The 13,530-nt window shown below is 70.7% G+C and carries 12 protein-coding genes; 5 read left to right on the forward strand and 7 right to left on the reverse strand.

The features are described 5' to 3' along the window. Positions 1-2: 2 nt before the first annotated feature. Positions 3-965: a GlxA family transcriptional regulator gene (locus tag ACZ6N8_RS15595; protein ID WP_364372418.1), complete on the reverse strand. Its 963-nt coding sequence runs from the start codon at positions 963-965 to the stop codon at positions 3-5. 99 nt (positions 966-1,064) lie between these two features. Here ACZ6N8_RS15595 and ACZ6N8_RS15600 point away from each other — a divergent pair, with 99 nt between their 5' ends. From ACZ6N8_RS15600 to folE, 4 genes are all read left to right on the forward strand, one after another. Further along, positions 1,065-1,253, forward strand: coding sequence for a hypothetical protein (locus ACZ6N8_RS15600; protein ID WP_139583252.1), 189 nt, complete (start codon positions 1,065-1,067; stop codon positions 1,251-1,253). Between the two features lie 101 nt (positions 1,254-1,354). Continuing rightward, positions 1,355-1,930 (forward strand): hypoxanthine phosphoribosyltransferase, encoded by a 576-nt coding sequence (hpt, locus tag ACZ6N8_RS15605; RefSeq protein WP_030328005.1) that lies wholly within the window; start codon positions 1,355-1,357, stop codon positions 1,928-1,930. A 462-nt stretch (positions 1,931-2,392) separates the two neighbouring features. Further along, the gene (gene ftsH / locus ACZ6N8_RS15610) at positions 2,393-4,411 is read left to right on the forward strand and encodes an ATP-dependent zinc metalloprotease FtsH (protein ID WP_364372422.1); all 2,019 of its coding nucleotides are present in this window, start codon (positions 2,393-2,395) and stop codon (positions 4,409-4,411) included. A gap of 35 nt (positions 4,412-4,446) precedes the next feature. After that, the gene (gene folE, locus ACZ6N8_RS15615) at positions 4,447-5,115 is read left to right on the forward strand and encodes a GTP cyclohydrolase I FolE (RefSeq protein ID WP_364373360.1); all 669 of its coding nucleotides are present in this window, start codon (positions 4,447-4,449) and stop codon (positions 5,113-5,115) included. Positions 5,116-5,182: 67 nt separating this feature from the next. Here the strand turns inward: folE and ACZ6N8_RS15620 are convergent, their stop codons facing one another. Continuing rightward, the gene (locus tag ACZ6N8_RS15620) at positions 5,183-5,890 is read right to left on the reverse strand and encodes a hypothetical protein (protein ID WP_466010517.1); all 708 of its coding nucleotides are present in this window, start codon (positions 5,888-5,890) and stop codon (positions 5,183-5,185) included. A gap of 28 nt (positions 5,891-5,918) precedes the next feature. Further along, positions 5,919-8,480, reverse strand: a complete 2,562-nt coding sequence (locus tag ACZ6N8_RS15625; RefSeq protein WP_466010519.1) for an FtsK/SpoIIIE domain-containing protein — start codon at positions 8,478-8,480, stop codon at positions 5,919-5,921. Positions 8,481-8,674: 194 nt separating this feature from the next. On the opposite strand from ACZ6N8_RS15625, the gene ACZ6N8_RS15630 reads away from it, so the two are divergent. Continuing rightward, on the forward strand, positions 8,675-9,229 hold the full coding sequence (locus tag ACZ6N8_RS15630; protein ID WP_466010900.1) for a hypothetical protein: 555 nt from the start codon (positions 8,675-8,677) through the stop codon (positions 9,227-9,229). Positions 9,230-9,234: 5 nt separating this feature from the next. Here ACZ6N8_RS15630 and ACZ6N8_RS15635 read toward each other — a convergent pair whose 3' ends face one another. The 4 genes from ACZ6N8_RS15635 to ACZ6N8_RS15650 are packed head-to-tail and all read right to left on the reverse strand — an operon-like array spanning position 9,235 to position 13,529. Beyond that, the gene (locus ACZ6N8_RS15635) at positions 9,235-9,834 is read right to left on the reverse strand and encodes a hypothetical protein (RefSeq protein ID WP_387114675.1); all 600 of its coding nucleotides are present in this window, start codon (positions 9,832-9,834) and stop codon (positions 9,235-9,237) included. A 13-nt stretch (positions 9,835-9,847) separates the two neighbouring features. Next, positions 9,848-11,056 carry a M23 family metallopeptidase gene (locus tag ACZ6N8_RS15640; RefSeq protein WP_466010521.1) on the reverse strand — a complete coding sequence of 403 codons (1,209 nt, stop codon included), beginning with the start codon at positions 11,054-11,056 and terminating at the stop codon, positions 9,848-9,850. Next, positions 11,020-11,577, reverse strand: coding sequence for a hypothetical protein (locus ACZ6N8_RS15645; protein WP_466010523.1), 558 nt, complete (start codon positions 11,575-11,577; stop codon positions 11,020-11,022). Before ACZ6N8_RS15645 ends, ACZ6N8_RS15640 begins: the two co-directional genes overlap by 37 nt. After that, positions 11,574-13,529, reverse strand: coding sequence for an MFS transporter (locus ACZ6N8_RS15650; protein ID WP_466010525.1), 1,956 nt, complete (start codon positions 13,527-13,529; stop codon positions 11,574-11,576). Before ACZ6N8_RS15650 ends, ACZ6N8_RS15645 begins: the two co-directional genes overlap by 4 nt. Between the last annotated feature and the right edge of the window lies 1 nt (position 13,530).

The following is a 13,530-nucleotide window of genomic DNA, read 5'->3' on the forward strand; positions in this document are numbered from 1 at the left end:
CGTCAGGCGCTGTGTGCCCGATCCCGGAACGTCGTCCGGTAGCTGTGCGGGGTGGCGCCGACCCGGCGGCTGAAGTGGTGCCGCAACGCCGCCGCGTCACCGAACCCGGCCTGGTCGGCGACCGCCTCCACGCTCAGCGGCGTCTCCTCCAGGAGCCGTCGGGCGAGCAGCACCCGCTGGTTGGTGAGCCAGTCGTGCGGGGTGGTGCCGGTCTCGGCGCGGAACCGTCGGGCGAACGTGCGCGGGGCCATCCCCGCCCGGGCGGCCAGCTCCTCCACGGTGATCGTCCGGTCCAGGTGTCCCATCAGCCACTCCAGCACCGGTTCCAGGGTCGGCGCCTCGGGCGCCTTCGGGATGGGCGCCTCGACGTACTGGGACTGCCCGCCGTCGCGGTGCGGCGGGACCACCATCCGCCGGGCCAGCCGGGTCGCGGTGGCCGAGCCGTGCTCCTGACGGATGAGGTGCAGGCAGGCGTCGATGCCGGCGGCCGTGCCGGCGCTGGTGAGCAGCCGCCCGTCGTGGACGTAGAGGGAGTTGCAGCGCACCCGGGCGCGGGGATGCCGGCGTTGCAGCTCGTCCACGTACCGCCAGTGGGTGGTGCACTCCCGGTCGTCGAGCAGCCCGGCCTCGCCGAGCAGGAAGGCTCCGGAGCAGACGCTGAACAGGTGTGCGCCCCGCGCGTCGGCGCGGCGCAGCGCGTCGAGAACCGGCCCCGGAACGACAGTGCCCTGACTGTGCGCGGGGACGGCCACCAGGTCGGCCTCCTCCACCGGGCCGAGGTCGGCGTGCGGGGTGAGGTGGAAGCCGGACGAGGTGCGTACGGCCGCGCCGTCCGGGCTGCACAGCTGGAAGCGGTAGCTGGGGAATCCGTCCGCAGTCCGGTCGGTGCCGAACACCTCGGCGAGCACACCGAGCTCGAAGGGGGCGACCTGGTCGAGGACGAGGACGGCGACGTTGCGCAGCATGTGACGAGGGTAACCCGAGAGGTGGCAGTAAATCGATGCCCAGTGGCATCACTGCCACTGTCGGGTCGGCGCGAGTGGTCGCAGACTGGTCTCAGTCCGGTGCGCACCGGCGGCGAAACCGACAGCAACCATGCGAAAGCGAGCGCCGCCATGGAGTTCCTGCTCTTCCTCCTGTTCCTCGTCCTGCTCGTCGCCGCCTCGGCGACTGGCCTCACCGCCGACAGTCACGATTCGGCCGACTGGAAGCCCAGTGACGACGGCCGCCGCTGGCGGTCACGTACCAGCTGATGTGTTTAGCGGTTTATCTACCGAAAAATCCCGGGCGGGACCGCGCCAAAAGGTGCGGCCCCGCCGACGGAGCCCATCCGACGTACGGCAGGCTAGGAGTCATGGCTGACGGCTCCTGGTACGACGCCGACATCGACCACGTGATCATTTCCGAGGCGCAGATCCGCGAGAAGACCGCGGAACTGGCCAAGCAGGTCTCCGCCGACTACGCCCACGTGGGCGACGGGCTGCTGCTGGTCTGCGTGCTCAAGGGCGCGGTGATGTTCATGGCGGACTTCGCCCGGGCGTTGGGCCGCAACGGTCCCCCGGCCGAACTCGACTTCATGGCCATCTCCTCCTACGGCCAGGGCACCACCTCCTCCGGGGTGGTCCGCATCCTCAAGGACCTGGACCGGGACATCGCCGGCCGGCACGTCGTGGTCGTGGAGGACATCGTCGACTCCGGGCTGACGCTCTCCTGGCTGCTGCGCTACCTGGAGTCCCGCTCGGCGGCGAGCGTCGAGGTCGTCGCGCTCTTCCGCAAGCCGGACGCGGTCAAGGTGCCGGTCCCGGTGAAGTACGTCGGCTTCGACATCCCCACCGAGTTCGTCGTCGGGTACGGCCTGGACTTCGGTGAGCGGTACCGCGAGCTGCCGTACGTCGGAGTGCTCAAGCCCGAGGTCTACGCCCGCTCCTGACGGCGTCTCGCGGCCGTCGATGACCGTGTGAGGCCAACTCGCATCGGCATCCGTCAAGCCGACGTTCAGCGCGCTCTCAGCTCTTCCGGTTACCGTGGAGCCCGGTGGCGTGGAGGCTCACTCCGCGCCCGGCCCCCTCGACCGCGTGACCGGGCGTTCGGAGGGTCGGGCCGGACTCCCCGCCACGCCGGTATTCGCCCGGACCCGCCGTACGTCGGTGCGGGGCTGGTGGGCCTGCCCACGGTGTACGCCGTCGATGTCGACAGTGCGCCGAGTGCGGGGCTCGCAAGCTCACTCCTCGCGTACACGGTGTACCGTCGAATGACCGCGGCGCGGCAGTTTCGCGCCTCGGGGTCGAGCCGGCCCGCACGGCGGCTCCGGCTGCCGCACACCGCGGCGACACCATCAGACGGTCAGGACGTCGATCAGGAGGATGCGGGCGCCCCGGCGCTCGACAACAGTATGGAACGTACGCGTTTCTTCCGCCGACCGGTGGTCTGGATCATCCTGGTCATCCTCGGCGCCGTTGTGCTCAGTCAGCTGTTCACCGCTGGTCCCAGCTACCACCGCGTGGACACTTCCGTTGCGCTCGACCAGCTGCACACCGCCAAGATCAATAAGGTTGTCTTCCAGGACAAGGAGCAGACGCTCCAGCTCGACCTGGCCCAGAAGACGAAGTTCGGCGAGACCAACACCAACAGGATCGAGGCCCAGTTCCCGTACCAGGCTGGCGACCAGATCTGGAACGAGGTGCTGGACGCCAAGGCGGCCAACCGGGTCACCGGCCCGGCCGACGCCAAGGTCTCGTCGGACAGCATCTGGATGAGCCTGCTCATCAACCTGCTGCCGATCGCGCTGCTCGTGCTCCTGCTGCTGTTCTTCATGTCGCAGATGCAGGGCGGCGGCTCCCGCGTGCTCAACTTCGGCAAGTCCAAGGCGAAGATGATCACCAAGGACACGCCGAAGACGACCTTCGCGGACGTCGCGGGTGCCGAGGAGGCAGTCGAGGAACTGCACGAGATCAAGGACTTCCTGCAGAACCCGGCGAAGTACCAGGCCCTCGGCGCCAAGATCCCGAAGGGTGTGCTGCTGTTCGGCCCGCCCGGTACCGGTAAGACGCTGCTGGCCCGCGCGGTCGCCGGCGAGGCCGGGGTGCCCTTCTACTCCATCTCCGGCTCGGACTTCGTGGAGATGTTCGTCGGTGTCGGCGCGAGCCGGGTCCGTGACCTCTTCGAGCAGGCCAAGGCGAACGCCCCGGCGATCGTCTTCGTCGACGAGATCGACGCCGTCGGTCGGCACCGTGGTGCCGGCATGGGTGGCGGTCACGACGAGCGCGAGCAGACGCTCAACCAGCTGCTCGTCGAGATGGACGGCTTCGACACCAAGGGCGGCGTCATCCTGATCGCCGCCACCAACCGCCCGGACATCCTCGACCCGGCGCTGCTGCGCCCGGGCCGGTTCGACAGGCAGATCCCGGTGGACGCCCCCGACATGGAGGGCCGCAAGGCCATCCTGCGGGTGCACGCCAAGGGCAAGCCGTTCACGCCCGACGTCGACCTCGACTCGGTGGCACGGCGTACCCCGGGCTTCAGCGGTGCCGACCTGGCCAACGTGATCAACGAGTCGGCCCTGCTCACCGCCCGCAAGGACCAGCGGGCGATCACCAACGACTCGCTCGAAGAGTCGATCGACCGGGTGATCGCCGGTCCGCAGCGACGGACCCGGGTGATGAGCGACCAGGAAAAGAAGATCACCGCGTACCACGAGGGTGGGCACGCGCTTGTCGCCTGGGCGCTGCCGCACGCCGCTCCGGTGCACAAGGTGACGATCCTGTCCCGTGGCCGTTCCCTCGGCCACACCCTGGTGCTCCCGACCGAAGACAAGTACACCCAGACGCGCGCCGAAATGATCGACACCCTGGCGTACGCGCTGGGTGGTCGGGCCGCCGAGGAACTGGTCTTCCACGAGCCCACCACCGGTGCCGGCAACGACATCGAGAAGGCCACCCAACTGGCCCGCGCGATGATCACCCAGTACGGCATGAGCTCGAAGCTCGGCGCGATCAAGTACGGCACCAGCGGGGACGAGCCGTTCCTCGGCCGCAACATGGGCCACGAGCGGGACTACTCGGACTCGGTCGCCGCGGAGATCGACGGCGAGATGCGGGCGCTGGTCGAGCTGGCGCACGACGAGGCCTGGGAGATCCTGGTGGAGTACCGGGACGTCCTGGACAACATCGTGCTCGAGCTGATGGAGAAGGAAACCCTCTCCACGGCCGACATGGCCCGGATCTGCTCCCGGGTGGTCAAGCGCCCGCCGCTCGCGCCGTACAACGGCTTCGGCAAGCGGCAGCCGTCCACCGAGCCGCCCGTGCTCACCCCCGCGGAGAAGGACAAGCTCAAGGCGCAGGCCCAGGCCGACGGCGCGCAGGCGTCAGTCGGTGGCGGGGCGCCGTCCAACAACTCGGACGGTACGCACTGAGCAACGACCCGACGGCCAGCTCCCCCCACCGGGAGCTGGCCGTCTCCGCGACCGAGCCCGACGACGGCGACGACGGCCTGGACTACGTGGCCGCGCGGCTGATCAGCGGCAAGCTGACCGGCCGCCCGGTCGAGGACGCGGTCGACCTGGGCCGCATCGAGAAGGCGGTCCGGGAGATCCTCATCGCCGTCGGTGAGGACCCGGACCGCGACGGGCTCCAGCAGACCCCGGCCCGGGTGGCCCGCGCGTACGCCGAACTCTTCGCCGGCCTGCGGGTCGACCCCGGCCAGGTGCTCAGCACCACCTTCGAGGCCAACCACGAAGAGCTGGTGATCGTCAGGGACATCGACGTGATGAGCCTCTGCGAGCACCACCTCCTGCCGTTCCGCGGCAGCGCGCACATCGGCTACATCCCCGGCCCCGACGGACGGATCACCGGCCTGTCCAAACTGGCCCGGCTGGTCGAGGTCTTCGCCCGCCGACCCCAGGTGCAGGAGCGGCTCACCTCCCAGGTCGCCGACCTGCTCATGGACAAGCTCGCCCCGCGCGGCGTGGTCGTCGTGCTGGAGTGCGAGCACATGTGCATGGCGATGCGCGGCATCCAGAAGTCCGGAGCGAAGACCATCACGTCGGCCGTACGCGGAATCCTGCAGACGGACTCCAAGTCACGCGCCGAGGCGATGGCGTTGATCATCCCCCGCTGACAGCCTGACCCGACACGGCCGGCCACCCACCCGGGTGGCCGGCCTTTTCGTGCGCCCGACCGGCGGGTCAGCCCGCCAGCAGCGCCAGCAACAGTCCCGCCGTGACCAGCACCGCCGGCACCAGGCAGACCAACGCGCCGAAGCGCACCGTCCGGTCCAGACGCTCACCCGGGCCGGGCCGGAACACCCGCCCGATGGCCAGCCAGGCGACCACGAAGGCCACCGCCGGCATCGGCAGCCCGCAGATCAACGCCACCACGCTCGCCGCGCCCGTCCCGGTCGCCGCGTACACCACGACCTGGATCAGCGGCACCAGCAGCGCCAGCGGCCCGTACACCAGGAGGTTCCGGGCCCTCGCCGGCCACGACCCCGGCCGGAAGCGGCGCCGCGCGGCCAGCGCCGCGTCCGCCCCCTCCGCCCAGCCCCGCGCCGTCCGCAGCGTCGCCAGCACGGCCGCCGGGCCGCCCGCCATCGACCGGGCCGCCTCGCTCAGCTCCGGCGGCGACGGCACCAGCGAGATCGCCGGTACGCCCAGCTCCCGCAGCCGCTCCTGCTGGCTCGCCAGCCCGGTACGGACAAGCGTCAGCTCCTCCCGGGCCGCCTCCGCCGAGCGTGCCTGCTCACCGGCGGCAGCCGCCGCGCCGCGGCGTACCCCGTCCAACTGCCGCGCGGCCGCCAGGTACTCCGACCAGGCAGTGGTGGGATCCCCCTCGGTCCCGCTCGACCCGGCGGTACGCTGCCGCACCGGCCCTGTCACCGTCGCGTTCGGACCCACACCGACACCCTCCGCGCCTGCCACCGGATCACCCGGCCTCGTCGGCGAACGGCACAAGCACCGTGCCCCGCTCGTCCGGGCCGTCCCAGAGCACCGCCCGGTCCGGGCGGGCCCGCCACTCCACGGGCCGGCCGAAGACGGCGGAGAGCTGCGCCGTCGGCACGTCCAGCACCGCCACCGCGGCCAGCTTGTCCACCTCGCCGTCCGGCTCCAACAACGCGGCGAACGGCGGCACCGCGCGCCACCAACCCAACAGGTGCCGACCAGCCGGCGGGCCGTCCCGCAGCAGGGCGCGCAGCCGGTCCACGGGCAACTCCCGTGGCCCCGGCCGGTCCAGCCCGAAGACCACCAGATAGGTCGGCAGGTCGGAATCCACGTCCCCGAGCACCGTCGGCAGGTCCACCATGCTTGCCGGATGCCTGGCGGCCAGCTCGGCGGTCAACGCCTCCGCCAGCGGCCGGGCACCCGGATCCGGTGCCGCCACCAGGAAACGGGCCGTGCCCGGCGGGTGGTGGACCGCCGTGCTGCGGGCCGCCGTCGCCAGCAACCCGCCCGCCGCCGGACCCGAACCCAGCACCGCCAGGTTGCGCCCCGCCGCCGGCCCCAGCGGTACGGAAACCGTCGAGCGCGCCACATCCACAGCCCGGCCCAGCAGAGCGGCAGGCCCCCGCGCCTGCCCGGCCGCCGCCGACCGGTACCGCGGATCGTTCCCCAGCAGTGGCCGGGCGTACCCGGCGAAGACAACAGGCGGCGTCGAACCGGCGGGCCGCGCCTCCCACAGCTCGTGACGCAGCTGCTCCACCACCTCCGGGTGGTCCTGCGGGTCGGGATGCCTGATCAACCGCTCGTGGCCGCGGATCGCACCACGCGGACCACCCAGCCCACCTGCCGTGTTCACCACCGCACTGCCCACCGGCAGGCCGGCGGCCGAATCATTCGTCGGCTCCAACACCGGGCTGCCACCCGGCAGCGCCACCCGTACCGGAAACTGCCCCAGCACCGAATCCCGGTGCCCGGCGTCCGCCCGGGCCGACAACCCCAACTCACCCGCGCCCGCCAGCACCAGATGCACACCCCACGCCCGACCGGCCCGCGCCAACCCGTCCACCTGGGCGGCCACCTCGGCGGACAACCGGTCCCGTTCGGCGAAGAGCAGCGGCACATTGTCCACCACACAGACGATCCGGGGCAGCGGCCGAAGCTCGCGCAACTCCGCGAAGCGCTGAGCGCCGGCCCGCCCACCCGCCTCCGCCCGGCGCCGCACCTCAGCCGTCAACTGGTCCAGCAGATCCCGGACGTACTCCCGGTCGGCGGCCATCGCCGCCGCGCGCACCTGCGGAACCCACGACCGGTCCCGCTCGGTCTGCAGAAACTCCACGAACGACTCACCGTCGCCGAGATCTACCAGGTAGAGCGCCAGGTCGTCCGGGCCGTACCGGGCCGTCAGACCGAGCAACGCGGTAGTCAGGAAAGCCGCGCGACCCCCGCCGGACCGGCCACTGACCAGCCAGTGCGGCGTCAGCTCCGTGAACCCCAACGGCACCGGCCGCCCACCGGCGTCACCGACCGTGGTCGTCAACCCGTTCGCCGAATCGGACTCCCAGAGCTGGTCACCCGTCGCCGGCAACAACTCCGCCAACCCCAGCCGGGAACCCGCCTCCACCTGCGCGGCGAGCCGCCGACACACCGCGTCCACCAGGTCGGCGGGCGGATCCGCCTCGACGAAGACCGGCGAGTTCAGACCACCCGGCTGCTCGGCACCCGGACCGGCGAACGACGCCCCCGGCGGGTCACCCAGCAGCGCGTACGCGTTGCGCAGCGCCAACGGCGTCGCGTGCGGCAGCGGCCCCCGAGCCGCGTACGGCCCCGCGGGCGGCCAACCCGCCACCACCAGATGCAACCCGGCCGACGGCCCCTGCCCGGCCAACGCCTCGATCCGCGCCAGATCGGTGGGCCCGGTCAACTCCGGCAGCGCGGCAACCACCAGCAGCAACGTACGGTCGTGGCGTCGACGCCCGCTCGCACCCGGAGTCACCCACTGCTCCGCCTCGGTCAACACCGCGCGCAGGCCCGCCACATCCACCGCCGGCGGCGGCAACAGACCGGCGTCGGCGAGCGCCCCGAACGGGGCCAGCGCATCACCCGTGGCGTCCACCGCCCGCACCAGCAGCGCACCGGCCGGGGCCGCACCCAGCGACCGCAGCAGCACCGCCCGGAGCAGCCCCGCCACCCGAGGCTCCCGCGCGTCGACGTCCACACTCAGGTGGCCAGCGCCCACCAGCGGCACCAGCGCCGGGAAGCGGGCATCGTCCAACGGCGCCGCCGTACCCACCCGGACGAAGAGAGGCGGACCATCACCCGCCGGAGAATCCACAGTGAGCGAATCCAGAGCAGCCCCCGACCAGCCCGGAGCCAACCGCGCCGCGACCGCCCGCAGCCGGTCCGCAGCCTCGTACTGGCGGCGCTGATCGGCAGGGGCCGGGCGGGTCTCATCCAGGATGCCGGCGGCGGCCGTCGCCACAGCCGCAGCCCGGCGGTGCAGAGCTGCGGCGCGGTTCGTACGAGCCTTCGGACCGGCCACCGCGTCCACCCCCTCTAGCCGAGGTTGGCAACCCCTCCCGAGCAGAGACGGTATCCCAGCCGAGGCCGCTCCTCCGGGAGGTACCGCGGCGGTGCGCCGGTGTTGTCGTGGATCTCACCGGTGGGGAGGGGTCCGTCACGATCCGCTGGATCTGAGGCATTGGCTCCGGAGCCTCCAGCCGATAACGTCAGGAGGTGGAATCAGTGCAGCCCCCCGCCGGTTCCCAGGTCTCCCGCGTACCGGCCCAGCGGACGCCGTCCGAGCAGCTGCCGCCGGCCCCGGCCGCGCCGGCCCCGCAAACGCCGCGCCGACGGATGCGGACAGTGCTCATCGTGGTCGGCGGGGTGCTCGCCCTCCTTGCCATTGGCGCAGGGATCACCGGCTTTGTGCTGTACAACAGGGCCGCGACGCTCGATCGCAGCGCACCCGATGTCGTGGTGGCTGGTTTCATTCAATCGTTCCTAGCGGATCGCAACGACGCTAGAGCAGGCCAGTTCATTTGCCAGAACGATGCCGATGTGGGGGATCTGCAGGTTCTGCGAGAGGATTTGCTAGCGCGCGAACAGCGTTTCGGTGTGAAAATCTCGACAAGCTGGGAGATTCTCCAAGTTCAGCGACAGGGCGATCTCGCCAACATCGAGGTCGACCTCGTCCTCTCGGCGTTCGTGGACGGGATATCGCAGGGTGACCGCCAGCGCTGGCGATTCGAGACGCGGCACCAGGACGGCTGGCGGGTCTGCAAGGCTGAGAGATCCTAATCAGCTCATTCGATCCACAGCAGATGAACTGGCACCTCCAGGGTCGTGGGTGACTGGCCGCGCCAGGCCCAGCGGTACCACTCCACCTCCGGCGTGATCCGGACGCAGATGTCCCCCTCGGCGCCCGAGTAGGTCTCGGTGACAGCTCGCAGATCACGGTGCTCCCGGGTGCCCTCGACGTGCACCACCCGTCGCCCGGTCACCGCATCGGCTTCGAACACAGGGGTGGGGGACGGGTGCGTCGGACCGTCCAGCGAGACGAGCCGGATGCCGTGGGTCCGGATGGTCTCCTGCCCTGGCCGGTCACCGACGGTCTCCACCCAGACCCGCTCCACCGGCACCAGCGGCGCGAACACCTCGACCTGCTCGGCCTCGGCCCGATACCACTCGTGTTCGGGGATCACCGGCACGTAGGTGCGCGCTCCCTGCACCACGCGGTCGTCGGCGCGTAGGTCGCCCCTCCAGCCCAGCCCGGGCAACCCGACAAGTACCCGCTGCCCGCGCAACTCCACCCGTTCGGTGGCCGGAACGATGGTGAGCGGACGGGGTGGCTGGGGTGCCCAATCGGGCTGGTCGGCGAACGGGTCCGGCAGCGGTCCGGTCATGCCTGTGCTGATCTCATGCCGGGCGGCGCAGCGGGGCGCCCCGGTCGCGCATGAACGGGACCGGGTTCACCGCTCCGGAGGAGCTGCGGTTACTGCGCAGGTGCACCTCGAAGTGCAGGTGCGGGCCGGACGAGTTCCCGCTGCTGCCTACCTGCCCGATCACCTCGCCGGCCGTGACCATCTGCCCCTTGTGCACGCGGGGCTGGACGACCATGTGGCAGTACCGCGTGATGTAGCCACCTGCGTGCAGCAGGTCGACGAACCAACCGCAGCCACCCTTGCCAGGAAATCCGTCCACATTGCAGCTCTCCCGGCCACGTTTGTCCGGGTCGCACTTGGCCACCAGTACTCGACCGGTCGCTGCCGCGCGGATCTCGGTGCCCTTGGCCGCACCGATGTCGACCCCATCGTGGCCGGGTCGACTTGCGGTCCGGAAGCCGGAGCCGACGTTTCCCGAGATCGGTGCTGTCCAGCCTGAAGCGGCGATCTGTCCCTGCTCGGCCGCGTCGCACACCGCCTTGCCATTGATTTCGACGGTACGGGCCGCGCCGCCAGACAAAGCGTTCACGATGCGGCTGGCCAGTTCCTCGTGCTTGGCGTAGGCGTCCGGGTAGGCGCTGATCTGAACCCGTTGGGCGACGGCCGTCAGTGGTCGACGCTGCCAGCCCTGCACACCGACGAGTTTCTCGTAGAACTTGCGGGCCGCATACGCGGGGTTCAGCCGCTCGGCGACCGAGCCCCACCCCGGCCTCTGCTGGAACAGGCCGAGGGAATCGTGGTCGGCGCCGACGCCCTCGTGCGGCAGGGCCAGCGATGCGGGTACGCCGCTGTTCGCCAGGTTGCGCAGGGCGGACTCCTGCATCGCCGTGGCCAGGGCGATCACCCAGCCGCGCGAGGGCACCCCCATGTCCTGGCCGACCTTGATGATGATCGCGGCATTGCGGATCTGCGCGTCGCCGTACTCGCTGAACCGTGGAAGGTCGCCCGTGACGTTCACCGGACGGACCGGGCCGCATCCCAGGGCCGCCAGGTCGTCCCCGTCCTTTGCCTCATCGCCGCCGAGCCCGGTGAGGAAGAACGCCGCAGTGCCTCCGGTGCAGCACAGCAGGAGCAGCAATCCGGTGAGCGCCGCGGCGATCACGCCGATTCGTAGCGGCGGGCGGCGGACGGCACCAGCAACGTCGTTCACGGCCTCTCCCAGTCCACCACGTCGACGAGCCATCCCCCATCGGAGGCGACGAGTTCCAACCGGAGTTGTCCGGCATCGAGGGGAAGCAGCATCTCCACGAACGAGTCGGTCCGCTCCCGCATGCTCGGGGGGCCGGCGACCTTCTCGGCCGGCACGGTGGCTGGCTCGGCTCCGTCCAACTTCTCGATCAGAGTCGGGGTGGAGAGCGGTCGCATTCCGGCCTGCCACTCTTCGGCGGTCATCCCGGGGCGGCCGAGCCAAGCGGTGGCGAAGCGTTCGGCGGTCTGCTCGGGGGTGCGGGCGCCGGACCGGGTCACCGGCGACGGTGGTGTCTCGGTGGAGAGCACACCGTCGTCGCCGGCCGTCGGGTCCACTGTGGTGATCGGCTGGTTCGGCCTGCTGCTCAGCCCGTCGGCGGGGTTGGTCGGGCCGGAGACGAGCCGCGCCGCCCCGATCACGCCGAGGACCAGCACCGCGATGACCAGTGCCACTCCCAGCCGAGACCGCAGAGCCCGGGTGAAGAGGAACTCCAGCGCCCGTCGCATCGCCGTCACCGTGCCTCTGAGCGCACCCGAGGTCCGGTACGGTCCGGTGTCCGCTCAGACGAGCCCGGCCGATAGACCACGAACGACGGGTTCTCGGCAGGCACGTCCGGCTCTGTCCAGGTCGCCGGCTGCCGTCGGCGAGGTTGGGGCGGCACCGAACCACGTCGGCCGCCGGACTGCTCCGCTGGCGCATCGTCCACGCGTTCCCGACCGTCCGGCCGCCCGGCATCGGCGCGACCCCCACCGACAGGGGCGTTCGGCGTCGGGGCCGGGTCCTCCCGCCGCGCCTCCGGACGTAGCCGGGTCTGCTCCGCGTCCGGCGACCGGCGACGACCGCCCACGGGTTCGGCGGTACCTCCGGGTTCCACCACATCCAGGCGCGCCGCGACCCGCATGTCCCGGAAGAACCGGCGGTGCCAGGACCCGGCCGAACTGACCGCCTCGCTGCTGTCCTTGCCGCCCAGTTGGGTGATGCGCCGGTACGGCCGCAGCAGCAGCCAGCCAACCACTCCGCACAGCCAGACCAGTACCACCTGGAGCCAGCCCGGCAGGGTGGGTGTGCTCATGATCAGGTCCACCGCGAACAGGTAGATGGCGGCGCCGGTTCCGAAGATGGCGATGTTGAAGACCGCTGCGACAACCGCGTTCGCCAACCGTCGCAGCCCTGCGCTGGCCGGCCGGAGAAGCCCGACGGTGCCCAGGATGGGTGCCGCGATCACCGCCCACCGGAAGATCAGGAAGCCCAGCAGGACCAACACCGAAGCGGTCAGGTCGAACATGGCGAAGAGCACGGCCGCGAGCACCGCGATGAACCCGGACCCGATCCGGTCCATGTCGCGGGTGCCCGTCAGAAACTCGTACGCCTCCGGGTCCTCGGCCCTGATCTGCTCCGCAACAGTCATCCACTGCTGCTGTTTGGCCTTGATGACTACGTCCCGAGTTGCGGGATTGGAGCGTACTGATTCCGCCTCACTCCAATTGAGCGATTTGGCATCGTAGAGTGCGCGGCCGTATTTCTTAGCAGTCTCGCTGTCGGCCGATCCGAGCACACCCCTCAGCCAGTTCCGGTAGAGCATCGACTCAGTTGCCGTGTCGCTGGCGCGAACGGCGGGTGGCCGCTTGTCGACACAGGCGTCCGGATTTGGGAGGACGCATTTGTCGCTCGGGATGTCTTTGGATGCCGGACCGATGGCATCGTGCACGACACCGAGAGAGGTGATCAGAGACCCATCGGCAATGTTCGCCGACTTGACCGGCCAGGCAGCCAGCGCGGTGACCGCCACCATCACCAGCAGCGCCCAGCCGGCCGTCGTCATCGCGTTGCTCATGTCCGACTGGCGGGAGCGCCAGAGGAGGTAGAGGCCCACCACGCACAGCGTGATGATCCCGAAGACGCTGAACACCTTCTGGTAGACGGCCTTGGTGGCCTTCTCCACCAGCGGGTCGGCCCAACTCCACATCGTCCGGGGATCCCAGGCCCGCTCCCGCAGGGCGTTCGAGGCACCCACGACCGCGGTGGCCATCATGAGCTCACCGTTGGCGACAGTGGTGGTGAACTTGTAGTCCGGATGGAGAATGGTGGAGGCGCAACCTCCCTCCACGTGGTAAGTGTTGAAGCTGTAACCCCCGTAGCCGTAGTCGCTGTAGATGCCCTTCGGCCCGGGCTGCTTCGACGATTCCGGCCGGGAGGCGAACCAGCCGGCCAGGCCTGAATCCGGGGCGGAGGGCACGGGCGGCTTGAGGCACTCGATCTCCGAATCGCTTACCTGCTTCAGCTTCTTGACGCAGGTGCGGAAGTCGGCCTGCCACTCCGGGGTCGTGCAGAGGTCGGCGCGGGCCTGGGCCGCCGGTGGTGCGGCGGAGGCCGCCTCCGCCCCGACCAACGGCCAGGCGACGCTGGCCCCGGCCAGTACGCCGAGGGCGAGCAGGAACGACGCGATCCGTGCCCGGGCCCTCGCCATG

It is taken from the genome of Micromonospora sp. NPDC047521, from assembly GCF_055587305.1.

What these genes read in the sequence shown, in the direction of transcription:
- ACZ6N8_RS15635 (WP_387114675.1), bottom strand. Translation starts at nt 9,834, where the DNA reads ATGACCGGACCGCTGCCGGACCCGTTCGCCGACCAGCCCGATTGGGCA.
- ftsH (WP_364372422.1), top strand. Translation starts at nt 2,393, where the DNA reads ATGGAACGTACGCGTTTCTTCCGCCGACCGGTGGTCTGGATCATCCTG.
- ACZ6N8_RS15595 (WP_364372418.1), bottom strand. Translation starts at nt 965, where the DNA reads ATGCTGCGCAACGTCGCCGTCCTCGTCCTCGACCAGGTCGCCCCCTTC.
- ACZ6N8_RS15640 (WP_466010521.1), bottom strand. Translation starts at nt 11,056, where the DNA reads ATGGCTCGTCGACGTGGTGGACTGGGAGAGGCCGTGAACGACGTTGCT.
- hpt (WP_030328005.1), top strand. Translation starts at nt 1,355, where the DNA reads ATGGCTGACGGCTCCTGGTACGACGCCGACATCGACCACGTGATCATT.
- ACZ6N8_RS15650 (WP_466010525.1), bottom strand. Translation starts at nt 13,529, where the DNA reads ATGGCGAGGGCCCGGGCACGGATCGCGTCGTTCCTGCTCGCCCTCGGC.